Below are 22949 nucleotides of genomic sequence, written 5' to 3'. Positions count from 1 at the left end.
ACGGCTTGCCGGGCTGCGGCGCGCAAGCCGCCACCCTCCCCTTCGCGGGGCAGCCGTGAAAACGGAAATGTCGCACGGCCGTCCCGAACGGCATGCAACCTATCAAAGAATATATTTATTCAACAACCATTAAGTGACGTGGGCGGCGAGAAGCCGGGCGCATGGTCCATGGTGGTCGATTTCGGGAGGGTCCCGGGTGTGCAGGTAAGGGCTAGCTGCCGAAAATGGCAGCGGGCGCCTCAGGCGGCGTTCTTCGCCATGGCGTTGGTCATCAGGGCGTAGATCGTGCGACCATCGGTCGAATCGCGGATCTCGTCGACGATTTCACGGCTTCTGAGCAGCCGTGCCACTTTCGACAGTGCCTTCAAATGGTCGGCGCCGGCGCCTTCCGGCGCCAGCAGAAGAAAGACGATGTCGACGGGCTGGTCGTCCAGCGCGTCGAAATCGGCAGGTCGGGACAATCGGGCAAAGATGCCGACGATCTTGTCGAGCGCCGCCAGCTTGCCGTGCGGAATGGCGATGCCGTTGCCGACCGCCGTCGATCCGAGCTTCTCGCGCCCGAGAATCGTTTCGAAGATCTCCCGCTCCGGCAGGCCGGTGATCTCGGCGGCCTTTGCGGCCATTTCCTGGAGAACCTGCTTTTTGGAATTCGCCCGCAGAGCGGGCAAAATCGCGTCAGGGTCGATCAGGGTCTCGACATCCATCAAGGCTGCCTTCTCGTTGCGGGACGGGCGCGTCTTCCTAGCCGATCAACCTTGTGTCGCCTTTACGAATTCCCCGAATAGTTCGACGGGTCAACCCAGCCGTAATTGCCGTCCGAGCGGCGGAACACGATGTTCAGATCGCCCGACTGGGCGTTGCGGAAGAGAACGAAGGGGCTGTCCTGCCGGTCGAGTTCCATGACCGCGCCGGCCACGGAATGGGTTCCGACCTTGAGCGTCGTCTCCGCGATAATTGCGGGCGCGTAGTCCTCCGGCACTTCCTCGGCCTCGTCCGGGATCGCCGCCATGATCGAATAGGCCATTTCCTTGTGGCCGTTGTTCTGATGGCCCTTCAGCCGGCGCTTGTAGCGGCGCAGACGCTTGTCGATGCGCTCGGAGGCCTCGACGAAGCTTGCCTCGGGATCATGAGCGGCACCGGTAGCCTGGAAGACGACGCCGGTATCGAGATGCACGGTGCAGTCGGTAGTGTAGCGGCTTCCGTCCTTCGATACGACGACCGTGCCGGAAAAATTGCCGTCGAAATACTTGTCGACCGCTTCGCCGAGACGCTCTTCGATCCGGATGCGGAAGGCTTCGCCGACATCCATGTGCTTTCCCGAAACACGCAGGCTCATCCGATTATGCTCCTTATCATCGCCGCCGCACACCGGATCTACAGGCCCGAACCGGTCCCCTCGAAGCGGCTCTCGCCTGCTCTTTGGGCCGTGCCCTCGCATGTCGAATGTCGCGGCCGCCACCGAGTCTGGGAGGTGGCGCCTTCTAGGGACGATGTTCCGCCCTGTCAACGCGCTCCCAACCTCTCTCAAGCTAGGTGCGATCGGCGCAAGCGCAATGGACGAAGTGGTGGTCGGAAACGCGGTCATGGGCGAGCCGGCCGCATCCGCCAGGCTCAGGAGGCCAGCCGGCGGGCGTTCATTTCCCGCCGTCGCTGGATCGAGGAGGGAATGCCGAGCGCTTCGCGGTATTTCGCAACCGTGCGCCGGGCGAGATCGATGCCTTCCTTCTTGAGGACAGCGGCAATGTCGTCGTCGGACATGACCTTGCCGACGGTTTCGGCGTCTACCAGCATCTTGATGCGATGCTTGACGCTCTCCGCCGAGTGGGCGTCGCCGCCATTGGCGGACGCAATCGCCACGGTGAAGAAGAAGCGCATGTCGAATGTGCCGCGGGGGGTGGCAATGTATTTCGTCGCCGTGACCCGGCTGACCGTCGATTCGTGCATGCCGATCGCTTCGGCGACCGACATCAGCGTCATCGGCTTCAACCCGCCGACGCCGCGGTTGAGGAACCCGTCCTGGCGCCTGACGATCTCGCTTGCGACCTTCAGGATCGTCTTCGCACGCTGATCGAGCGAGCGCACGAGCCAGTTCGCTGATTGTTGACATTCACCGATGAACGCCTTGTCGGCCTCCGTCCGCACGCCGTCGCGCACGGCGGCGAGATAGTCGTTGTCGACGAGAACCCTCGGCAGCGCATCCGGATTGAGTTCCACCCGCCAGCCGCCGTCAGCGCCTTCCGTCACGAAGACGTCGGGGACGATGGTTTCGGTGTTGTCGTGGACGAAGGCGTGACCCGGCTTCGGGTCGAGCCCGCGGATCTCCGCCAAGATCTCCATCAGCCCTGCCTCGTCCTCGCCCGTCAGACGGCGCAGAGCCGTAAAGTCGCGTCGGGCGAGAAGGTCGAGATTGTCGAGGACCCGCGCCATCACCGGATCGAAGCGGTTCTGGCGCTTCAGCTGGATGCCGAGACACTCCGAGAGCGATCGTGCGAAGAGGCCGGCGGGGGTAATATCGGTCTGCAGCCGGCTCAGCACCGCTTCCACGACGGTCGGAGATACACCCAGGCTGGTCGCTACCTCCTCGATCTCGATCCTGAGATAGCCGCTTTCGTCCAGATGCTCGGCGAGCGCCTCGCCGATCTTGCGTTCGGTTCCCTCGAGAATGATGTCTGAGACCTCGGCAAGCACGTGATGGTGCAAGGAGGGCCGCCGATCGGCAAGATTCTCGATGCCGAGATCACCGTCGAGCGCGTTCTGCCGGCCCGATCCGGAGCTGCTGCGGCCCGCTCCCGCTGGCCCGGAAGGCGAGGGGAGGGAGGCGGCGGGAGGAGAGACCTGCTTATCCGCCAGGCCAGTGCCCTCGGGCGGAGCGGGCTCCCCGGAAGGTTGAGCCGCGCCCCCGTCTTCGCTTGCTCCCTGCGGACCGACCACGAGCAACGGATTTCGCTCGATTTGCGTCTCCACGAAAGCGTTCAACTCGGTATGGCTGTATTGCAGCAGGCGGATCGACTGCAGGAGCTGCGGTGTCATCACCAGCGCCTGGGACTGTCTGATCTGCAGCTTTGCCGATAGAGCCATGGGACGCAAAGATCATACTCGCTTTGGCCGTGGGACTGGAGAAGCGCGCGAGGCGCCTCGTCGGGCTGAGGCTATCGGATGGAAAGGCGGACGACCTCCCCTGTCCGATGCCGCATATCAAAGCGGTTTGCATGATTGCTTGTCAATCGCGCAGATGTGGAGCGAGCCAAGCCCTTGGCAAGTCAGAGGCTGAAGCTGTCACCAAGGTAAAGACGTCGCACGTCTGGGTTGTTGACGATTCCCTGCGGCGTCCCGTGAGTGAGGAGGGCGCCGGCATGCATGATATAGGCGCGGTCGATGAGACCGAGCGTCTCGCGGACATTGTGGTCGGTGATCAGAACGCCGATGCCCCGTGCCGTCAAATGGCGAACGAGACCTTGGATGTCGGCGACAGCAATCGGATCGACGCCGGCGAAGGGTTCGTCCAGGAGCATGAAGGTGGGCTTGGAGGCCAGCGCCCGGGCGATTTCGCAGCGGCGGCGCTCGCCGCCCGAAAGCGATGTCGAGGGCTGCTTGCGCAGATGGCTGATGTGGAATTCCTCGAGCAGCTCGTCGAGTTCGGCCTCGCGCAGCTTGCGGTCGGGCTGGGCGACCTCGAGCACGGCGCGGATGTTGTCTTCCACCGACAGGCCGCGAAAGATCGATGCTTCCTGCGGCAGATAGCCAATGCCGAGGCGGGCTCGGCGATACATGGGCACGCGGGTGATGTCGTGCCCGTCGAGCATGATCCGGCCGGAATCCACGGGAATCAGCCCCGTGATCATGTAGAAGCAGGTGGTCTTGCCGGCCCCGTTCGGGCCGAGAAGGCCCACGGCCTCGCCGCGTCTGACCACCAGGCCGATATCATCGACGACCCGCCGGCCGCGATAGGTCTTGGTCAGACCGTGAGCGACCAGCGTACCGGCGAGTTCCTCCCTTACGTCGCTTCCGCTGCTCGCCTTGGTCATCACGTTCAAGGTTCGGACCTCAATTGCCGTCCTGGCCCGGCGTCAGCATCAGCCTGACCCGACCGCCGCCGGCAGCGCCGCCGCAGTCGCGGCTTTCGAGCCGGGCGACGCCCGTGTCCATCTCGATCTGCAGACGGCAGCCCTCGGCGACGTTCTCGCCCTGGGTGAGGACGACGTTGCCGGTCATGAGCACGACTTCACTCGACATGTCGAACGAAGCGCGGTCGGCAGTCGCCACCTGGTCGGCGGACTTGACGTAGACGTTGCCGGTGGCCTCCAGCTTTTCGATCTGGCTGGAGCCGCTTGGCAGCGCGCCGGCCGAGGGTTCGGCGGATGCCTCCCTGGCGCCGTCACGCTTGTAATAGACGATCAGCTTGCCGGACCGCAGCGCCGTTTCGCCCTGCCGCACGGAGACGTTGCCGGTGAAGGTCGCCACGGTCTTGCGATCGTCGACATCGAGCTGATCGGATTCGATCGCGATCGGCTGATCGCCCCGGATCTGCAGCGCGCCGAAATTGCGGCCCTCCGCCTGGTTCTGTGCCGCGGCGAAGACCGTCGTGGCAAGCAGCGCGCCCAGGCAGATGGCCGGCAGACGAAAATTGAGCAGGCTCATGGGTTAGTTACTCTTGGGAAGGAAGGTCGCGGATTGTTCCTTGAGCGAGTCGGGCTCGATCAGCATGCGCACGCCGCCGCCGAACGACAGGAGCTTGCCGCTGTCAGAGACCTTCAATGTCTCGGAACGGATCGTCTGACCCGCCGATTTGATCAGAACGGGCCCCTGACCATGCAGCGTACCTTCCGACAGGTCAATGTTCGCACCGGCGAGCTGGATGGAAACGCCGTTATTAGTCTTAACCCTGATCCCCTCGGTGAGGGACAGCATCCCCGCCGATGCGTCGTAATAGCCGGTCGTGGCCGCGATCTCCGCCGAGGTCTCGTCGTTGACGGGCACCTTGGCTTCGATCTTGTCGAGTGTGATGCCGGTGCCGTCCAGAGACTGGATGGCGCGTCTGGCGATGAGTTCGTAGGGACGGTCCTCGCCGTCGACGCCCGACATGCGCGGATCCTCCATGACGACCTGGCCGTCGTCGATCGCGGCGCTGGTCACCGAAACATCGTCGGGCAGGCTGCGGGCGAACCAGATGGCTGCGGCACCGCTCACCAGGATCAGGATGGCGACAAGCGGCAGGCCGATCTTCAGGACACGAACGATGCTGGCATGTCGCCGTGCGCGCCGGAACTCGGCCTCCCGGCTTTGGGAGGGCGAACCCGCGTGGCGCGTCAAGCCGGCGATATTATGCCCCTCAGCATCGAGCTCAACACTTTGCAACGTCAACAAAAAACCTCTGGTCCGGAAGGGTCCCGCCGGAGCGTGCGAGCTTGAACAGGGCATGCTCGCATGTCGATTGGCGCGGCCTTGTAGCATCAATGCGGGTATTTTACGACAGCTCCAAGGTCGTAACCTTACCGCGCCGGAGACATCCCGCGACGAGTGACCCGCTTCACAGCGGCGCCGCTTTTCGGTAACCGGCTGGCGACGAAGCCCTGACTTGCGAGGGCTCGCACGATGGAGGCCGTCATGGTCGCGAACGCCGAAGAGATGATCGATCGCCGCCGCCTGCGCCGCAAGCTGAGCTTCTGGCGGATCGTCGCAGTGGTGGTCGTCGCGCTGGCCGTGCTCGCCATCCCGCTTCTGGCCGGCTATCCGAAGGCGATTCCCTCCGCCGGCGGCGGTCAGATCGCACGGGTCGCCATCGAAGGCATGATCCTGGAGGATCGCAAGCTGCTCGACCTCCTCGATCGCTTGAAGCAGGAAGACAATGTCAAGGCCGTCGTGCTGCGGATCGACTCGCCCGGCGGCACGACCGTTGGCGGGGAATCCATCTATCAGGCGGTCCGCGACATTGCCGAAACCAAGCCGGTTGTCGCCGAAGTGGGCACGCTTGCAGCGTCGGCCGCTTACATGATCGCTGCCGGAACCGACCGCATCGTCGCCCGCCGCACCTCGATCGTCGGCTCGATCGGCGTCATCTTCCAGTATGTGAATGCGGAGAAGCTGCTCGACACGGTGGGTGTCGAGGTGAACGCCATCAAGTCCGGACCGCTCAAGGCCGAGCCATCGCCGTTCGGCCCGCCGCCGGAAGAGGCGAAGGAAATGATCAATCGGCTGGTCATGGATACCTATGACTGGTTCGTCGACCTCGTCGCCGAGCGCCGGAATCTGTCGGTTGGCGAGGTTCGACGGCTGGCGGACGGTTCCATCTTCAGCGGCCGCCAGGGGCTCGAGCGACAACTCGTCGACGAGCTCGGCGGCGAGGAGGCCGTGCGGCGGTGGCTGGAAGAGGAACGCGAGATCGAGGCGGGGCTCGATTTCGTCGACCGCAAGCCGGAAGAGCCATTCTCATGGTCGATGCTGGCATCGGTGCGCGGGACCGTCTATGGCTGGCTTGGTCTCGATCCGCGTGCCGGTTCGATCGACAAGGCGCTCTTGATGAAGACCGGTCATCTTGACGGGCTCGTTTCGCTCTGGCAGCCTTTCGATAGCCGCACAAAGGTTCGATGAAGCTTCGGAAATGTCTGTCTGTTTTGCCAATGGCCCGGGATTTGGCGGGAGTTGGCGCCGGCATCGCTCAAAGTGCCGGACGGGCGCGCCGAAAGGAGAGCGCGAATGATCAAGTCGGAACTGGTTCAGGCGATCGCCAACCGCAATCCCCATCTTTATCAGCGGGACGTGGAAACCATCGTCAACGCGATCTTCGATGAGATCACAGAGGCTCTTTGCGATTCCAGCCGCGTGGAACTGCGCGGGTTCGGGGCATTCTCGGTCAAGAACCGGCCGCCCCGCTCCGGCCGCAACCCGCGGACCGGCGAGGCCGTGGAGGTCGAAGAGAAGTGGGTGCCTTTCTTCAAGGCCGGCAAGGAACTGCGCGAGCGCCTGAACGAGGAATGACGCTCGACGCGGATTCGCGGTCTCGACGATGTCGCGGTCAGGCGTTGACCGCAGCGCCCCGTCTGCCATTTACTGAACGAGCGTGATGGAGAAGGAGCGCGGCTGCGTGCCAGCGCGTTAGGCTTCGACATCAAGATGCTACCGGGGCGGGACGAAGAGAGACTAAGAGACCATGATCGCCAAAATTCTTTCCTTCCTCATTCTTGCGCCGATCGCGATCGTGCTCGTCATCTTCTTCGTCGCCAACCGTGGCGAAGTGCCGATCACCCTCGACCCGTTCGGATCGATCCCGCAGCTGACCTACAGCGTGCCCCTGTTCTACCTTCTGATGGGCTCTCTGGTCGTCGGTCTGATCCTTGGAGGCATCGGAACCTTCCTGACCCAGTCCCACTATCGCCGCCTCGCCTGGAAGCGGAAATACGAGATCGAGCGTCTTCGCCGCGAGAACGAAGACCAGAAGTCGCGGCTGCGCATGATGCAGGAGGATCGCGATCGTTCCACGCCGCCTGCAGTTGGAACCGGCTCGTCCCAGGCGATGCTTCCCATGTCCCGGGCCGCCGCCTGAGGGGCGCGTCGGACGCGATCCAACATTCGCTTCAGATAAAGAATTCTCGCAGACTGCTCGCCGCATGGCGGGCGGTCTTTTGTTGCGTCATGATCTTTGAAGAACGGAAAAAAGACCGGGAGCCCCGTCTTAAGACTCCCGGCCGAGCGGCCACAGTGGAAGGGACGGGACACTGCGACCGTTTGAGGTCCGCCGCTGAACTCGACAGACGGGCGGCGGCGGGACGGCGCGGAACAAGGCGATTGGTTTGCAGCCCGGCCGACCCGATGACGCGGATAATCGCAGACACCATCTGAACCTCTCCGGAAGCCGCCATTCATCCGGCGTTCAGGAAAGCGCGGAGTAGCGCAAGTCGCCAAGGCGGCACGGCGCGCTCCTGCCGTTCAGTCGCATGGTGCATTTTTTTCTTGCTCGGCGTCCTGGAAGCTCTTGAACGGCGAAATCGCGAGCCCCAAATCCAGGACGTGACCGCTTCACAGGGTCACGCGACCGAAGCAACGCCAGTCGGGTTGCTTGATCGGTCATACGCTCACACTGTTGCTTCTCTTGGAGGACACCATGCGTCACGTTGATTTTGCGCCGCTGTACCGCTCGACCGTCGGTTTCGACCGTCTCTTCTCGATGCTCGACAACATGTCCCAGCCGGACAATGGCCAGACCTATCCGCCCTACAACATCGAACGCACCGGCGAGAACGCCTACCGCATCACCATGGCGGTGGCCGGTTTCGGCGAGGACGAACTCTCGATCGAGTCGCGTGAGAACACGCTGACGATCACCGGCGAGAAGGCCGAGAAGGACGACAGCTCCGCCGAAACGCTCTATCGCGGCATTGCCGGCCGCGCCTTCGAGCGCCGGTTCCAGCTCGCCGAGCATGTCGAGGTGAAGGGCGCGAGCCTCAAGAACGGCCTTCTGCACATCAATCTCGTGCGGGTCATTCCCGAGGCGATGAAGCCGCGGAAGATTTCGATCGCGACCGATCCCGGCAACGCGAACGATAAGCAGATCGAGGCGGAAGCGGCGTAATCAATCGCTGAGCCTCTCTGCGGACCGGCTATGTAGCCGTATGCAGTCCATGACAATCTGATCGCCGGGCGCTCCCGACCGAGAGGTCGGGGGCGTTTTCATGTGTCCTCGGGTTGTTCAAGGGCGTTTGGCACGCATTCTGCCTTACCCAGCCACGGGAGCGGTTTTCCGCAAGGAAAGCCGCGGTCGATGATGGCGAGGTGGGCAAAGTGAGCGAAACGAAAGCAGCGCCGGTTGGCGCCATGATCTACAAGCTGAACGACGTGCCGTCGCCCGGTGCGAGCGCACTGGCGGCGCTGCAGCATATTCTCGCAGCCATCGTCGGTATCGTGACGCCGACACTGATCATCGGCGGCGTGCTCGGCCTCGGCAGCGAGGTGCCCTATCTGATCGCCATGTCGCTGTTCGTCTCCGGCGTGGCGACCTTCATCCAGTGCCGGAGGATCGGGCCGGTCGGCTCCGGCCTCCTCAGTCTGCAGGGCACGAGCTTCGCCTTTCTGGGTGCCATTCTCGCCGCCGGTTTCGCGGTGAAGAACAATGGCGGCACGCCGGAGGACATTCTGGCGATGATCTTCGGCCTCTGCCTCGTCGGGTGCCTGGTCGAGGTGGTGCTATCGCAATTCATCGGCAAGCTCGGCCGCGTCATCACCCCGACCGTGACCGGCATCGTCATCACCGTGATTGGCCTGTCGCTGGTCAAGGTCGGCTTCACCGACTTCGCGGGTGGGGCGAATGCAGGCGAAAATCTCGGCGACCCGGTCAATCTCGCGCTCGGCTTTCTCGTGGTCGCGGTGATCCTGGTGTTCACCTTCCATGCCAATCCGATGGTCCGCATTTCGGCGATCATGCTGGGGCTCATCGTCGGCTTCGTCGTCGCCGCGATCCTGGGCATGGTGAACTTCTCGAACTTCGGCTCGGCGCCGCTCTTTGCCGTCCCGATCCCGTTCAAATACGGCATCGATTTCGACCTTGGCCTGTTCCTGCCGATCGCCTTCATCTACCTGATCACCGCGATCGAGACGACCGGCGACCTGACCGCCAATTCCGTGATCTCCGGCGAGCCCGTGAAGGGGCCGCTCTATCTCAGCCGGATCAAGGGCGGTGTCCTGGCGGACGGTGTCAATTCCGGTATCGCCGCGATGTTCAACACCTTCCCCAACACCACCTTCTCCCAGAACAACGGCGTCATCCAGATGACCGGCGTCGCCAGCCGTCATGTCGGCTATTACATCGCCGGCCTTCTGGTAGTGCTCGGCTTCCTGCCGATCATCGGCAGCGCGTTCCTGCTTGTCCCGAAGCCGGTTCTGGGCGGCGCCACGCTGGTTCTCTTCGGCACCATCGCCGTTGCCGGCATCCGCATTCTGGCCACCCAGGAGATCGACCGTCGCAAGGCCTACATCATGGCCGTCTCCTTCGGCCTCGGCCTTGGGGTGACGCTGGTGCCGGACGCGACCCAGCAATTGCCCGATTTCATTCGCCAGGTCTTTGCGACGCCGATCACCCTGTCGGGTCTGGCGGCGATCCTCCTGTCGCTGATCCTGCCGGAGCATGAGGCAGTGGACGAACCGGCTCCCTCGTCCGTCCAGGCGGAAGGGGTATGATCGATCGGGACGCCCGCGTCGCTGAAACCGCTCAACCCGACTTCGGCCGCCGATAGCGAATCGTCTCGAAGCGGGGCGCGAGAAGGTCGACCATCAACAGGCGGCCGATCAGCGGCTCGCCGATGCCGCAGACGAGCTTGATGGCTTCGTTGGCAGCGAGCGTCCCGAGAACCCCGGTTGTCGTGCCCAGGATGCCGGCTTCGGCGCATGTGGGAACGACGCCGGCGGGAGGCGGCTCCGGAAAGAGGTCGCGATAGCGTGGGTTCGGCCGACCTTCCGCGTCGCTCAAGTGCGGCGCGAGCACTGTCAGAGAGCCGGAAAAGCGCTGCACGGCCGCCGTCACCAGGATCCGCTCGGCGGCTTCGCAAAGATCGGCCATGGCGTAACGCGTGGTGAAATTGTCCGACCCGTCCACGACGAGATCGTAATCGCGGACGATCGCGGCACCGTTCCCTGCGTCGATTCTCTGGTGATACGGGACGACATGCACATGCGGATTGATGTCCGCGATCTTGTCCTGGGCGCTTTCGAGCTTGGGCCGATCGATGTCCTTCGTGCCGTGGATCACCTGCCGCTGGAGGTTCGACAGCGACACTGTGTCGTCGTCCACGAGGCCGAGCGTACCGGCACCTGCCGCGGCGAGATAGAGTGCCACCGGCGAGCCGATGCCGCCGGCGCCGATGACGAGGATGCGGGCCCGTTTCAGCTTCTGCTGGCCCGGCCCGCCCACCTCCGGCAGCACGATGTGCCGGGCGTAGCGGGCGAGTTCGCTTTGGTCGAGGCTGCGCTCGTCCGTCATGTCACCGTCCTTCCTGGTCGCCGCCGACCGGGATCATGTTGGCGCGATCCGCGATCGCCTCGAACAGATGGGCGTCGGTACCGGTCATGAAAGCCTGGACGTCCAGCGAGCCGATCAGTTCGAACAGGGCCGCGCGCCGCCCCGGGTCGAGATGGGCCGCCACTTCATCAAGCAGCATGACCGGCCGGAAGCCGGAAACGGCGGCGACGAGCTGGGCGTGGGCGAGGACGAGGCCGATCAGCAGCGCCTTCTGCTCGCCGGTGGAGGCGAGCGCGGCCGGCATGTCCTTTTCCGCATAATAGACCGAAAGGTCGGCGCGGTGCACGCCCTCACGCGTTCGCCCGGCGGCGCGGTCGAGCGGACGGGAACGTCGCAGAGCCAGCCGCGCCTCTTCCTCGATCTCGACCGCCGCCATCGAGAAATCGACCGCCTCGAAACCCGAGGCGAGGCTCAGCCGGGCGACGGGGAAGGGGCTCGCAGCGGCCGCCGCCGCGATCTTGTCCGACAGCATGCGCACGAGGTCGGCCCGCGCGATCGCCATGGCGACGCCGAGTTCGGCCATCTGCGTCTCCAAGCCCGAAAGCCAGCTGTCGTCCATGCGGTCTTCAGACAGCAGCCGGTTGCGCGAGCGCATGGCCCGTTCATAATCGCTGGCGCGCCGGCCATGGGCGGGGTCGACTGCAAGCACCATCCGGTCGAGGAAGCGGCGTCGATCGCCGGCGGGCCCGGTGAAGAGCCCATCCATCGCCGGCGTCAGCCACAGGACGCGGAGAATGTCGAGCAGCTCGTCGGCGGTCTTCACCGCCGTCTCGTCGATCTTGAGGGCACGGCCCGAGCCATCCGGCGAGAGGCGGCTTTCGACTGTCGTCGCCGCATCGGACGAAACCACCTCGCTCCTCACCAGAAAGCCGCCGCTTCCCGCCTGGCGCGCCATCTCGCCATAGGTCGCACGCCGCAGGCCCCGGCCGGGCGACATCAGCGACAGGGCTTCGAGGAGATTGGTCTTGCCGACGCCGTTATTGCCGAAAAAGACAACGAAGGGGCTGTCGAAACCGAGCGTGAGGGTCTCGTAGTTGCGGAAGTCGCCCAGCCGCAGCCGGGTGATCCGCGTCGAAGCCTGTGCGTTCGAACCCGTCTGGCTCACACCCGCATCGGCATCAGAACGTAGAGCGTCGTCTCGTCGCCGCCGTCCCGGATCAGCGTCGGCGAGCCGGGATCGGCCAGCATGAAGACCGCGCTCTCGCCGGAAAGCTGGGCGGTGATGTCGAGGAGGTAACGGGCGTTGAAGCCGATCTCGATCTCGTCCGAATCATATTCGACGGCAAGTTCCTCGGTCGCCGTGCCGCTGTCGGGCGAATTGACGGTCAGAACGAGCTGCGCGGGGCTGAGCGAGAGCTTCACCGCACGGCCTCGCTCGGACGATATGGTCGAGACGCGGTCGACGGCGGCCGAAAAGCTCTGCCGGTCCAGTGTCAGCGCCTTGTCGTTGTTCTGCGGGATCACGCGTTGGTAATCCGGGAAGGTGCCGTCGATCAGTTTGGAGGTCATCACCACGTTGCCGATCACGAAACGGATCTTCGAATCGGACAGATCGACGGTGATCTCGTCGTCGGCGTCGCAATCGCCGAGAAGCTTCTGCACTTCGCCGACGGTCTTGCGCGGCACGATGATGCCCGGCATGCCTTCCGAACCGGAAGGCGCCTTCATCTCGGCGCGGGCGAGGCGATGGCCGTCGGTCGCCACGGCTCTGAGGGTGAGATCGCCGTCGGCCTCCACCGTGTGGAGATAGATGCCGTTCAGATAATAGCGCGTCTCCTCGGTCGAGATCGCGAACTGCGTGCGCTCGATCAGCCGCAGGAGCTGGCCGGCCTCCATCGTGAAATGATGGCTGAGATCGCCGGCGGTGATATCGGGAAAATCGGCTTCCGGCAGGCATTGCAGGCGGAAGTTCGACCGGCCCGACGAGACCGTCATCTGCGTGCCTTCGCCATTGGTGGCGAGCTTGACCTCCGAGCCGTCCGGCAGCTTGCGCACGATGTCGTAGAGAAGATGGGCCGGCACCGTGGTGCCGCCGGGCTGTTCGCCCGCCGCCTTGACGCTTTCGGTGATCTCGATGTCGAGATCGGTGGCCTTCAGCCGCAGCGCCTCGTCCTCGGTGCGCACCAGGACGTTCGACAGGATGGGAATCGTGTTGCGCCGTTCCACGACCCGGTGGACGTGGGACAGCGACTTCAGAAGGTTCGAACGTTCGATGATGATACGCATGGACGGAGGCCGTTGAGTTCGAGCCGGGACGGCTTTGGGACTGACGTTCTTAGAGACTAGCACCGCCCTTGGAAAGGCCAAAGCGGGCTTGTGCAGCCGCTAGGGGTTGGCAACGGGCGGATTTTCGGGCTTTCGGGCCTGCAGCCGCTTTCTCCCCCTATTATTGCCGGGATTTTTCCCCTATATGCGCGGCAGGCAGCATCCCATGTCGGTTGCCGCCTCTTGGAAACGGCCCGTGCTGGACGACATCCCGGCGCCGGGCGTCCCGACCCCAACAAGACGAACAGAAAGGGTAACGCGATGTCGATCACGGCTGAGCGCAAGGCTGAGCTCATGACGGAATATGCGACGAAGGAAGGCGACACCGGTTCGCCGGAAGTCCAGGTCGCGATCCTCACTGAACGGATCACCAACCTGACCGAACATTTCAAGTCGCACAAGAAGGACAACCATTCGCGCCGCGGGCTTCTGAAGCTGGTTTCCCAGCGTCGTCGTCTGCTCGACTATCTGAAGTCGCGCGAAGTCAGCCGCTACCAGTCGCTGATCGAGCGTCTGGGCCTGCGCCGCTAACGACACTTTCGGCGGACCCCGGCACTTGCCGGCGGCCCGCCGATCTCTATCGGGCACGGCCGAGGCCGTGGCCGAGCCCCGTTGAAGCGGGCCGCGCGTCCGGCGCAGCCGCTTCGAACCGCTGAACGGTCATGGGGCAGGATTGCCGGATGCTTCTATCGAGCCCGTAGCGGCCCGATCGCCTCGAAAAGAGGTTTCGCGAAGCCTCCTGTCGTCTTGCCCGTGACGCGTTTGAAAACACCGAGAACGTTGAGTGCCCCTCCAGCCAGGCGGGGTGCATGAGAAAGGCAAGTACATGTTCAATTCCCACAAGGTGGAAATCGACTGGGCGGGACGTCCGCTGACCCTCGAGACCGGCAAGATCGCCCGTCAGGCGGACGGTGCCGTGCTCGCGACCTATGGCGAGACCGTGGTTCTCGCGACCGTCGTCTCCGAGAAGCAGCCCAAGGCCGGCTTCGACTTCTTCCCGCTGACGGTCAACTATCAGGAAAAGACCTTCGCGGCCGGCAAGATCCCGGGCGGCTTCTTCAAGCGCGAAGGCCGGCCGAGCGAAAAGGAGACGCTGACCTCGCGTCTCATCGACCGTCCGATCCGTCCGCTCTTCGCCGAGGGCTACAAGAACGACACCCAGGTCGTCGCGACGGTTCTCCAGCATGATCTCGAGAACGATCCGGACATCGTCGCCATGGTCGCCGTTTCCGCGGCGCTGACGCTCTCGGGCGTCCCCTTCATGGGTCCGATCGGCGGCGCGCGCGTCGGCTACATCGGCGGCGAATACAAGATCAACCCGCATGTCGACGAGATGGCCGAGTCCTCCCTCGATCTCGTGGTCGCCGGCACCGACGCCGCGGTCCTGATGGTCGAGTCGGAAGCGCAGGAACTCTCCGAAGAGGTCATGCTTGGCGCCGTGATGGCGGGTCACAAGGGCTTCCAGCCGGTGATCGACGCGATCATCAAGCTCGCCGAAGTCGCCGCCAAGGAACCGCGCGAGCACGTCGCGCCGGATCACTCGGCGCTCGAAGGCGAGATGCTTCAGCTGGTCGAGAACGACCTGCGCGAGGCCTACAAGATCACCGACAAGCAGGCACGCTATGCCGCTGTCGACGCCGCCAAGGCGAAGGTGACCGGGCACTTCCTGCCCGAGGGTGCGGAAGAGACGAAATATTCCAAGGAAGAGGTCGGCGCGGTCTTCAAGTCGCTCCAGGCCAAGATCGTCCGCTGGAACATTCTCGACACCAAGAGCCGCATCGACGGCCGCGATCTCTCGACGGTGCGCAACATCGTCGCCGAAGTCGGCGTCCTGCCGCGCACCCACGGCTCGGCGGTGTTCACCCGCGGCGAGACCCAGGCGCTGGTCGTGGCGACCCTTGGCACCGGCGAGGACGAGCAGTTCGTCGACGCGCTGACCGGGACCTACAAGGAGAATTTCCTTCTCCACTACAACTTCCCGCCCTATTCGGTGGGTGAGACCGGCCGCATGGGCTCGCCCGGCCGCCGCGAGATCGGTCATGGCAAGCTCGCCTGGCGCGCGATCCATCCGATGCTGCCGCGTCCGGACCAGTTCCCCTACACGCTGCGCGTCGTCTCCGAGATCACCGAATCGAACGGCTCTTCCTCGATGGCGACCGTCTGCGGCACCTCGCTGGCGCTGATGGATGCGGGCGTTCCGCTGACCCGTCCGGTGGCCGGCATCGCCATGGGCCTGATCAAGGAAGACGAGCGCTTCGCTGTCCTTTCCGACATTCTCGGCGACGAGGATCACCTCGGCGACATGGACTTCAAGGTGGCCGGCACGGGCGAGGGCATCACCTCGCTCCAGATGGACATCAAGATCGACGGCATCACCGAGGAGATCATGAAGATCGCCCTCGAGCAGGCCAAGGGCGGACGTGTCCACATCCTCGGCGAGATGTCCAAGGCCCTGTCGGAGAGCCGCGCCGAGCTCGGCGAGTTCGCGCCGCGCATCGAGGTCATGCACGTTCCGACCGACAAGATCCGCGACGTGATCGGCTCCGGCGGCAAGGTGATCCGCGAGATCGTGGAAAAGACCGGTGCCAAGATCAACATCGAGGACGACGGCACGGTGAAGATCGCCTCTTCCTCCGGCAAGGAGATCGAGGCGGCCAAGAAGTGGATCCACTCCATCGTGGCCGAGCCGGAAGTCGGCGAGGTCTACGAGGGCACGGTGGTGAAGACCGTCGAGTTCGGCGCCTTCGTCAACTTCTTCGGCTCGCGCGACGGCCTCGTCCACATCTCCCAGCTCGCCTCGGAGCGCGTCGGCAAGACCACCGACGTCGTCAAGGAAGGCGACAAGGTCTGGGTCAAGCTCATGGGCTTTGACGAGCGCGGCAAGGTTCGCCTGTCGATGAAGGTCGTCGACCAGACGACCGGCCAGGAGATCAAGAAGGACAAGGCCGAGGAAGACGCGGCGTAAGCTGCGACCCTTAGATTTCGGTGTATAAAGAGAGGCGCGTCCGGTATCGGGCGCGCCTCTTTGCGTGTGGACTTCCGGCGTCGCTCAGGAGCCAGAAGGTCTGAGGCTCGTGCGCTTCCCCACACATTTCGACCCGTCCAGAGGATGTTCATCTCTGCTTCTTGCAATGGAGCTGTGGCTGCGATTTCTTCGGCAACCGTAGCAGTATGCGGGAATCGCTCTCGCTTGCGGCTCTTGCCCCATTTGTCGGCTGGAGGGATTTTACGTGCTCGGCGCTCATTTGCTTCGTCCGGCCGAAGAGGCCGATCTTGCGGCCATCACGGCGATCTATGCCGAACAGGTGCTCCACGGTACGGCGACCTATGAACTGGTGCCGCCCGACGAGGCGGAGATGCGGCAGCGGTTTCGGGCGGTGACGGGCAAGGGCTATCCCTATCTGGTGGCCGAGGCCGGCGATGGCACGATCCTCGGCTATGCCTATGCCGGGGGCTATCGGACGCGGCCGGCCTACAACTGGCTGGTGGAGGATTCGATCTATCTCGCGCCCGAAGCGCGGGGGAAGGGGATCGGATGGGAACTCATCGAGCGGCTGATCGAGGACTGCACGCATCTTGGCTTTCGCCAGATGCTCGCTGTCATCGGTGGCGCGGAAAACCGCGGCTCGATCCGGCTGCACGAGAAGGCCGGCTTCCAGATGATCGGGACGATGCCGGCGACTGGGCTCAAGTTCGGCCGCTGGATCGATACGGTCTTGATGCAGCGCGCGCTGGGAGAGGGAACCGGAACGATCCCCGATCCGCAGACCTATCCAGGCACGATCCTTCCCTGAAGCGCGGCCCCCTCCCAACGGATCAAACCAACGCCAAAGACTTGCCGCGCCCGCCTCTTCCCTCATCCTGAGCCTGTCGAAGGGCGAGGGAAGAGGCAACGCCGGCGCCAAGCGACCCTCGCCCTTCGACAGGCTCAGGATGAGGGTCTACTCAATTGCCGCGCTGGGTCGGCGTCAGAACTCGATGCCCTTCTGCGCCTTCACGCCGGAGCGGAAGGGGTGTTTCACCATCTCCATCTCGGTGACGAGATCGGCGAGTTCGATCAACTCGTCCTTGGTGTTCCGCCCGGTGATGACGACGTGCTTCTTCCCTTCCCTGAAGCGCGGCGCCCTTCCAAAGAATCAAACCAACGCCAGAGACTCGCCGCGCCCGCCTCTTCCCTCATCCTGAGCCTGTCGAAGGACGAGGGAAGAGGCAACGCCGGCGCCAAGCGACCCTCGCCCTTCGACAGGCTCAGGATGAGGGTCTACTCAATTGCCGCGCTGGGTCGGCGTCAGAACTCGATGCCCTTCTGCGCCTTCACGCCGGAGCGGAAGGGGTGTTTCACCATCTCCATCTCGGTGACGAGATCGGCGAGTTCGATCAACTCGTCCTTGGCGTTCCGCCCGGTGATGACGACGTGCTTCTTCTCGGGCTTCTGCTTCAGGAATTCCAGCACTTCGGCAATGTCGAGATAGTCGTAGCGCAGGACGATGTTCATTTCGTCGAGCAGCACCATGTCGTGTTCGTCATCCATGATCATCGTCTTCGCCCGCTCCCATGCGGCCCTGGCGGCCTGGATGTCGCGCTGGCGGTCCTGGGTCTCCCAGGTGAAGCCGTCGCCCATGGCGGTCATCGTCACCTGGTCGGGGAAATGTTCGAGGATCTTGCGCTCGCCCGTCTCCCACTTCCCTTTGACGAACTGGACGACGCCCACCTTCATGCCATTGCCGAGGGCGCGAAACACGAGGCCGAAGGCGGCGGTGGACTTGCCCTTGCCCTTGCCGGTGTGGACGATGAGGAGACCCTTCTCGATCGTCTTCGTCGCGATGATCTTGTCGCGCGCGGCCTTCTTCTTCTTCATCTTCTCGGCATGGCGGGCGTCGAGTTCCGCTTCGCTCATGCCATCGGTCGCCTTGCGGCGTTCGGGCGTTTCCTCGCTCATGCGGCTCTCCCGGATTCCGGCGCCTCGCCGGTCTGAAACAGCTTGGCGAAGAACAGCCGCTCCTCGCCCTTCGGATAGTCCGGCAGCTCGCCGAACGGCTTGTAGCCCATCGCTTCGTAAAAGCCCGGCGACTGGAAGGAATAGGTGTCGACCCAAACGCCGGTGCAGCCGTTTTCGCGCGCGATCGCCTCGGCGTTTTCGATCAGCGCGCGGCCGAGACCCTGTCCGCGCCAGCGCTCCGGCACGGCAAGAATTTCGATATACATCCAGTCCCAATAGATCTGGGCGATCAGACCGCCATCGATGCCTTGCCCGTCATTCAGGGCGAGCGTGACGAAACGGGGAGCGAACGCGAAATTCTTGCGCGTCGAATATTCCGCGAGCGGCGCGACGATGCGCTGGCGCAGGTCGTTTTCGGGCAGATCGATCAGCTGAATGGTCGGTGTCATGGAGCTGTCATGATCCGAAGCCGGCTCCGGTTCAAGACCGAAGTTCGGCCATGGCGGAATTCGATCGCGGCGTCCACAAACCGCGATCGATTGCCTCTGCAAACCGATCGCGGATTTCCGCGAGCGCAGCCGGATTGTTTTCGTTCATGAACTCCCGCACGGACTCGTCCATCAGAAAGGCGTTGTAGGCGGCCTCGAAATGATGGTCGCGCACGGCGCCCGTCGTCGCGGCAAAGGCGAACATGTAGTCGATGGTCGCGGCGATCTCGAAGGCGCCCTTGTAGCCATGGCGCATGACGCCGGCGATCCATTTCGGATTGACCACACGGGCGCGTATGACCCGGCCGATTTCCTCCTCCAGCGTCCGGATCACCGGCCGCTCAGGCCGCGAATGGTCGTTGTGATAGATCACCGGCCGCGCACCCGAGACATGCTGGGCCGCAGCCGTCATGCCGCCTTCGAACTGGTAGTAGTCGTCGGAATCGAGGAGATCGTGCTCGCGATTGTCCTGGTTCTGAACCACCGCCTCGATGCCGGAAAGCCGCGTCTCGAAGCTCTCGCGCTCGGCCTCGCCTTCGACGTCCGCGCCATAGGCATAGGAGCCCCAGACGAGGTAGCTTTCGGCGAGATCGGCGGTGTCGTCCCAGCCCTTCTCGTCGATCAGCGCCTGAAGCCCCGCGCCGTACGCACCGGGTTTGGAACCGAAGACGCGGAAACCGCTGCGCTTCTGCGCTTCCTCATCCGTGTGGCCCTGTTCGACGAGCGCTTTCCGCTCCTGCGCCATGCGCGCGGCGATGGGGTTGTCCGCCTCGTCCTCGTCGAGCGCGCCGACGGCCCGGATTGCCTTGTCGAACAGCGCGATCTGATCGGGAAAGGCATCGCGGAAGAAGCCGGAAATGCGCAAGGTCACGTCGACACGCGGGCGGCCGAGCTCGGCAAGCGTGACGATCTCATAGCCGGTCACCCGACGCGAGGCGCGATCCCAGATCGGTTTCGCCCCGATCAGGGCCAGCGCTTGGGCAATATCGTCGCCGCCCGTGCGCATGTTGGACGTGCCCCAGGCGGTGAGGCCGAAGGATGTCGGCCATTCGCCCTGGTCCTGCAGATGGCGGGTGACGAGAAGCTCGGCGGATTTCTTGCCGAGCGTGTAGGCCGTTTCGGTGGGCACGGCGCGCGTATCGACGGAGAAGAAGTTCCGCCCCGTCGGCAGGACGTCCGGTCGCCCCCGCGTCGGCGCGCCGGACGGACCGGGGGGCACGAAGCGGCCGGCGAGGCCAGACAGGAGCCCCGCGATCTCGGCGTTTCCACAGGATTCCACAGAGGGTTTAAGGCGCGCGTGGATATGATCGAGGATAGCGGTGGTCTGCGGCATGTCGGCAGGGAGGGCAATTTCGCCTGAGACAAGCTGCGCCGCGAGGAGTTCGAGCCGCTCCACGGTGTCGCCCACCGTGCGCCACGGCTCTGTGGAGAGGTTGTGGAGAAGATCCGGGAATGGACCGTTCCAGGGGGCGGCCATGTCGCAGTCGAGCGGGTCGAAGGGAGGCGCTTCGTCGAACTCGCGAACGGTGGCGTCGACAGCCGCGCCGTCGGCGTCATCCCGGCCTTGAGCCGGGATCCATGCCTCCGCGTCGCCACTTCCGCTACGGTCCAGAACAGGGGGCGATTTCCCCGGATGGTCGTCGCGGCTCAAAAGGTTTGGCATGGATCCCGGCTCAAGGCCGGGATGACGCCGAGAGTTGAGCGTGGGGTGATTCAAGGCAAGACCCAGATCATCCGCCAGCGCCCGATGTAGTGAGGCCTCGCCCGGCTCGCTCCCGCGCGGTAGGCGTGCCAGCGCCACGACGAGGTCGGTGAGCAGCCGGCCTTCCGGTGCGACGCCGAAAATGTGCAGTCCGTCGCGGATCTGCATCTCCTTCAGATCGCAGAGATAGGCGTCGAGCTTTTCGAGCGCGCTGTCTTCGGCGTCGCCATCGCCGATCCCGGCATCCTGATCGAGGCCGATGTCGCGCACGAGATCGAGGATCTGCGTCTTGAGCAGCGTCAGCCGGCGCTGGTCCGCCCCCGCCGCTTCGTAATATTCGTCGACGAGGCCTTCGAGATCCTTCAGCGGCCCGTAGCTTTCGGCGCGGGTCAGGGGCGGCGTCAGATGATCGATGATCACTGCCGAATTGCGGCGTTTGGCCTGCGTGCCTTCGCCGGGATCATTGACGATGAACGGATAGAGATGCGGCAGCGGGCCGAAGACCGTTTCAGGAAAACAGGTCTCGGAGAGGGCCAGTGCCTTGCCGGGCAGCCATTCCAGATTGCCGTGCTTGCCCATGTGGATCACCGCGTCGGCCCCGTAGACGTCGCGGAGATAGGCGTAGAGCGCCAGATAATTGTGCGGCGGCACGAGGTCCGGCGAGTGGTAGGTTTCCTTCGGATCGATATTGTAGCCGCGGGCCGGCTGGATGCCGACCAGGGTCTCGCCGAAATGGGCGAGCGGCAGGGCGAAGCCGCCCTCATCGGCGAGACAGAAGGGGTCGCGCTCGGGCTCGCCCCAGCGCTCCGTCACCGCCGCGCGCACCGGCTCCGGCAGGCGCTCGAAGAACCGACGATAGGCGGCAAGCGGCATCACCTCCCGGATTTCACGGGCTTTCGTGCCGGCATTCGTCGGGCCGGCCATCAGATGGTCGATCAGGGCGTTGCCGTCGGCGGGAATGTTCGCGATCGGATAGCCCGCCGCGTGCATCGCCGTCAGCACTTCGATCGTGCCGGCCGGGGTGTCGAGGCCGACGCCGTTCCCCAGTCGTCCGTCCCGGTTCGGATAGTTGGCGAGCATGACCGCAACCCGCTTGTGGCCGTTCGGTTTTCTCCGCAGTCGTGCCCATCTGGCGGCGAGTTCGGCGACGAACGCCACGCGATCGGCAACGCTGCGGTGAGCGACGATGTCGGTCTGGGTCAGGTCGTCCCATTCGCCTGCCGACTTGAACGCGATGGCGCGGGACAGCAGACGACCGTCGATCTCCGGCAGGGCGACACTCATGGCCAGATCGCGGGCGGTCAGGCCCTGGCTCGACTCATGCCACGCCTCTTCCGAGCCGCTGGCAAGCACCGCCTGGATGACGACCGCGCCATTTTCTTCCAGCACCGTCGGCTGGCGTTCGCCGCCGGGCGAGGAGACCGCGAATCCGGTGAGATTGATCACCACATCGGGCTGGCGCTTGCCGAAGAGCGCGCGGAGCGTTTCGACCGAGACGGGGTCCTTGAGACTGGAGATGTAGACGGGGAGGGCGTCCAGGCCTTGGTTGCGGAGGGCGCTGGCGAGCGCTTCCACGGGCTCGGTCTGTCCGCTCTGGACGAGGGCACGATAGAAAACGATGGCGACGAGCGGCCTCTCACCCTTTGCGTCATCCCGGCCTTGAGCCGGGATCCATGCCTCGGCATCTCGCCCTTTGCTGCGGTCCGGGACAGTCGGTGGTTTGCCCGAAACGTCGCGAGGGTCTGTCTGGCTTGGCGTGGATCCCGGCTCAAGGCCGGGATGACGGAGATGCTGCGGCTGCTCACCCCCCTCTGCCCTGCCGGGCATCTCCCCTGCAAGGGGGGAGAAAGGACCTTGTCCGGCTGCAGTGCTCTTGTCTGCGACTTCCGCGGCGGCCCAATGCTCTTGAGATTTGCTGCCGTCGCTCGTCTCATCCGATCTCCCCCCTTGCAGGGGAGATGTCCGGCAGGAAAGAGGGGGGCGTGCGGCCGCAGCCTTGTCCCGCTCCAGCACCCCAGCCTTCAGCAGCGGCTGTGCTTCGCCCGGCCAACTACCGACGCCCAAGACGGCTCGGCAGCCTGCCAGAAACGCTTCCGCATTCGCCGGGCCACCCTCGATCAGCATCCGCCAGAGCCGGTCGCGTTGTTCGAGCGGGATCGTCGTATAGGCGTCGAGGCCGGGATCGGGCTTGTCGTCGCCCGGAATGACCGCAAGCCGGCCGCCGGAGGCCTGCGCATTGGCGAGCAGGGCGTCGAGACCATAGGGCCAGTACGCCGCGCCGCCGAGGAGCCGGACGACGACGAGCTTTGCATGCCGCAAGGTGCAGCCGACATAGGCGTCGACCGACATCGGGTGCTTCAGCCGCAGGAGATTGGCGAGCCGCAACTCACCCGGCCCGAAACCGAGCCGGTGCGCGGCGGCCGAAAGGCTCGCGATCTCCGTATCGGCGGCGGAGAGAAAGACGATCTCGCCAGGCGACTGGCCGAGATCGACCGCCTCGCCGCCGTCGTCGATCGTGCCTTTCTGGGCAAGCAGGAGATGCATGGGGGG

Annotated in this window: 20 protein-coding genes and 1 pseudogene; 8 read left to right on the top strand and 13 right to left on the bottom strand. The window is 64.4% G+C overall.

What is annotated here, in order from left to right; all coding sequences use genetic code 11:
* Positions 1-239 precede the first annotated feature (239 nt).
* From ptsN to lptC, 6 genes are all read right to left on the bottom strand, one after another.
* On the bottom strand, positions 240-704 hold the full coding sequence (gene ptsN, locus MF134_RS17910) for a PTS IIA-like nitrogen regulatory protein PtsN (protein ID WP_255340848.1): 465 nt from the start codon (positions 702-704) through the stop codon (positions 240-242).
* 62 nt (positions 705-766) lie between these two features.
* On the bottom strand, positions 767-1336 hold the full coding sequence (hpf, locus tag MF134_RS17905; RefSeq protein WP_255340847.1) for a ribosome hibernation-promoting factor, HPF/YfiA family: 570 nt from the start codon (positions 1334-1336) through the stop codon (positions 767-769).
* A 275-nt stretch (positions 1337-1611) separates the two neighbouring features.
* Positions 1612-3078: an RNA polymerase factor sigma-54 gene (gene rpoN / locus MF134_RS17900; RefSeq protein ID WP_255340846.1), complete on the bottom strand. Its 1467-nt coding sequence runs from the start codon at positions 3076-3078 to the stop codon at positions 1612-1614.
* A gap of 182 nt (positions 3079-3260) precedes the next feature.
* Entirely contained in the window at positions 3261-4025 is a 765-nt protein-coding gene (gene lptB, locus MF134_RS17895; protein ID WP_255340845.1) for an LPS export ABC transporter ATP-binding protein, read from the bottom strand.
* 19 nt (positions 4026-4044) lie between these two features.
* Positions 4045-4638, bottom strand: coding sequence for an LptA/OstA family protein (locus MF134_RS17890; RefSeq protein ID WP_255340844.1), 594 nt, complete (start codon positions 4636-4638; stop codon positions 4045-4047).
* Positions 4639-4641: 3 nt separating this feature from the next.
* Positions 4642-5310: an LPS export ABC transporter periplasmic protein LptC gene (lptC, locus tag MF134_RS17885; protein ID WP_255340843.1), complete on the bottom strand. Its 669-nt coding sequence runs from the start codon at positions 5308-5310 to the stop codon at positions 4642-4644.
* Between the two features lie 294 nt (positions 5311-5604).
* Between lptC and sppA the strand changes: the two genes are divergently transcribed.
* The 5 genes from sppA to MF134_RS17860 all read left to right on the top strand — a co-directional run bounded on the left by sppA (position 5605) and on the right by MF134_RS17860 (position 10167).
* On the top strand, positions 5605-6588 hold the full coding sequence (sppA, locus tag MF134_RS17880) for a signal peptide peptidase SppA (RefSeq protein WP_255340842.1): 984 nt from the start codon (positions 5605-5607) through the stop codon (positions 6586-6588).
* Between the two features lie 105 nt (positions 6589-6693).
* Positions 6694-6975: an integration host factor subunit beta gene (locus MF134_RS17875; RefSeq protein ID WP_255340841.1), complete on the top strand. Its 282-nt coding sequence runs from the start codon at positions 6694-6696 to the stop codon at positions 6973-6975.
* Positions 6976-7147: 172 nt separating this feature from the next.
* Positions 7148-7540 (top strand): LapA family protein, encoded by a 393-nt coding sequence (locus tag MF134_RS17870; protein ID WP_255340840.1) that lies wholly within the window; start codon positions 7148-7150, stop codon positions 7538-7540.
* A gap of 558 nt (positions 7541-8098) precedes the next feature.
* Positions 8099-8566 carry an Hsp20 family protein gene (locus tag MF134_RS17865; protein ID WP_255340839.1) on the top strand — a complete coding sequence of 156 codons (468 nt, stop codon included), beginning with the start codon at positions 8099-8101 and terminating at the stop codon, positions 8564-8566.
* A gap of 209 nt (positions 8567-8775) precedes the next feature.
* Positions 8776-10167, top strand: coding sequence for a nucleobase:cation symporter-2 family protein (locus MF134_RS17860; protein ID WP_255340838.1), 1392 nt, complete (start codon positions 8776-8778; stop codon positions 10165-10167).
* 31 nt (positions 10168-10198) lie between these two features.
* Here the strand turns inward: MF134_RS17860 and moeB are convergent, their stop codons facing one another.
* From moeB to dnaN, 3 genes are read right to left on the bottom strand one after another with little or no spacing between them, the layout of a single operon-like run.
* Positions 10199-10966, bottom strand: coding sequence for a molybdopterin-synthase adenylyltransferase MoeB (gene moeB, locus MF134_RS17855; RefSeq protein WP_255340837.1), 768 nt, complete (start codon positions 10964-10966; stop codon positions 10199-10201).
* A gap of 1 nt (position 10967) precedes the next feature.
* Positions 10968-12110 (bottom strand): DNA replication/repair protein RecF, encoded by a 1143-nt coding sequence (recF, locus tag MF134_RS17850; protein WP_255340836.1) that lies wholly within the window; start codon positions 12108-12110, stop codon positions 10968-10970.
* The gene (dnaN, locus tag MF134_RS17845) at positions 12107-13231 is read right to left on the bottom strand and encodes a DNA polymerase III subunit beta (RefSeq protein ID WP_255340835.1); all 1125 of its coding nucleotides are present in this window, start codon (positions 13229-13231) and stop codon (positions 12107-12109) included. Before dnaN ends, recF begins: the two co-directional genes overlap by 4 nt.
* 300 nt (positions 13232-13531) lie before the next feature.
* On the opposite strand from dnaN, the gene rpsO reads away from it, so the two are divergent.
* The 3 genes from rpsO to MF134_RS17830 all read left to right on the top strand — a co-directional run bounded on the left by rpsO (position 13532) and on the right by MF134_RS17830 (position 17064).
* The gene (gene rpsO / locus MF134_RS17840; RefSeq protein ID WP_255340834.1) at positions 13532-13801 is read left to right on the top strand and encodes a 30S ribosomal protein S15; all 270 of its coding nucleotides are present in this window, start codon (positions 13532-13534) and stop codon (positions 13799-13801) included.
* 295 nt (positions 13802-14096) lie between these two features.
* Complete coding sequence (pnp, locus tag MF134_RS17835) at positions 14097-16235, top strand: polyribonucleotide nucleotidyltransferase (RefSeq protein ID WP_255340833.1); 2139 nt, start codon at positions 14097-14099, stop codon at positions 16233-16235.
* 265 nt (positions 16236-16500) lie between these two features.
* On the top strand, positions 16501-17064 hold the full coding sequence (locus MF134_RS17830) for a GNAT family N-acetyltransferase (RefSeq protein WP_255340832.1): 564 nt from the start codon (positions 16501-16503) through the stop codon (positions 17062-17064).
* Between the two features lie 174 nt (positions 17065-17238).
* Here MF134_RS17830 and MF134_RS17825 read toward each other — a convergent pair.
* The 4 genes and pseudogenes from MF134_RS17825 to cobN all read right to left on the bottom strand — a co-directional run.
* Positions 17239-17370, bottom strand: a pseudogene (locus MF134_RS17825) (cob(I)yrinic acid a,c-diamide adenosyltransferase); the annotation flags it as partial.
* Between the two features lie 188 nt (positions 17371-17558).
* Entirely contained in the window at positions 17559-18167 is a 609-nt protein-coding gene (gene cobO / locus MF134_RS17820; RefSeq protein WP_255340914.1) for a cob(I)yrinic acid a,c-diamide adenosyltransferase, read from the bottom strand.
* Between the two features lie 38 nt (positions 18168-18205).
* The gene (locus tag MF134_RS17815; RefSeq protein WP_255340831.1) at positions 18206-18658 is read right to left on the bottom strand and encodes a GNAT family N-acetyltransferase; all 453 of its coding nucleotides are present in this window, start codon (positions 18656-18658) and stop codon (positions 18206-18208) included.
* A 31-nt stretch (positions 18659-18689) separates the two neighbouring features.
* A complete protein-coding gene (cobN, locus tag MF134_RS17810) occupies positions 18690-22943 on the bottom strand; it encodes a cobaltochelatase subunit CobN (RefSeq protein WP_255340830.1) in 4254 nt (1417 codons plus the stop codon).
* Positions 22944-22949 lie beyond the last annotated feature (6 nt).

Origin of the sequence: Jiella marina (genome assembly GCF_024359545.1) — a bacterium.
GTDB lineage: Bacteria > Pseudomonadota > Alphaproteobacteria > Rhizobiales > Rhizobiaceae > Jiella.
This window is presented reverse-complemented; position numbering and strand designations above follow the sequence as displayed.

What these genes read in the sequence shown, in the direction of transcription:
- cobN (WP_255340830.1), bottom strand. Translation starts at nt 22,943, where the DNA reads ATGCATCTCCTGCTTGCCCAGAAAGGCACGATCGACGACGGCGGCGAG.
- MF134_RS17815 (WP_255340831.1), bottom strand. Translation starts at nt 18,658, where the DNA reads ATGACACCGACCATTCAGCTGATCGATCTGCCCGAAAACGACCTGCGC.
- hpf (WP_255340847.1), bottom strand. Translation starts at nt 1,336, where the DNA reads ATGAGCCTGCGTGTTTCGGGAAAGCACATGGATGTCGGCGAAGCCTTC.
- lptB (WP_255340845.1), bottom strand. Translation starts at nt 4,025, where the DNA reads ATGACCAAGGCGAGCAGCGGAAGCGACGTAAGGGAGGAACTCGCCGGT.
- pnp (WP_255340833.1), top strand. Translation starts at nt 14,097, where the DNA reads ATGTTCAATTCCCACAAGGTGGAAATCGACTGGGCGGGACGTCCGCTG.
- sppA (WP_255340842.1), top strand. Translation starts at nt 5,605, where the DNA reads ATGGTCGCGAACGCCGAAGAGATGATCGATCGCCGCCGCCTGCGCCGC.
- MF134_RS17865 (WP_255340839.1), top strand. Translation starts at nt 8,099, where the DNA reads ATGCGTCACGTTGATTTTGCGCCGCTGTACCGCTCGACCGTCGGTTTC.
- rpoN (WP_255340846.1), bottom strand. Translation starts at nt 3,078, where the DNA reads ATGGCTCTATCGGCAAAGCTGCAGATCAGACAGTCCCAGGCGCTGGTG.
- rpsO (WP_255340834.1), top strand. Translation starts at nt 13,532, where the DNA reads ATGTCGATCACGGCTGAGCGCAAGGCTGAGCTCATGACGGAATATGCG.
- MF134_RS17875 (WP_255340841.1), top strand. Translation starts at nt 6,694, where the DNA reads ATGATCAAGTCGGAACTGGTTCAGGCGATCGCCAACCGCAATCCCCAT.
- MF134_RS17870 (WP_255340840.1), top strand. Translation starts at nt 7,148, where the DNA reads ATGATCGCCAAAATTCTTTCCTTCCTCATTCTTGCGCCGATCGCGATC.
- ptsN (WP_255340848.1), bottom strand. Translation starts at nt 704, where the DNA reads ATGGATGTCGAGACCCTGATCGACCCTGACGCGATTTTGCCCGCTCTG.
- dnaN (WP_255340835.1), bottom strand. Translation starts at nt 13,231, where the DNA reads ATGCGTATCATCATCGAACGTTCGAACCTTCTGAAGTCGCTGTCCCAC.
- cobO (WP_255340914.1), bottom strand. Translation starts at nt 18,167, where the DNA reads ATGAGCGAAGCGGAACTCGACGCCCGCCATGCCGAGAAGATGAAGAAG.
- MF134_RS17890 (WP_255340844.1), bottom strand. Translation starts at nt 4,638, where the DNA reads ATGAGCCTGCTCAATTTTCGTCTGCCGGCCATCTGCCTGGGCGCGCTG.
- moeB (WP_255340837.1), bottom strand. Translation starts at nt 10,966, where the DNA reads ATGACGGACGAGCGCAGCCTCGACCAAAGCGAACTCGCCCGCTACGCC.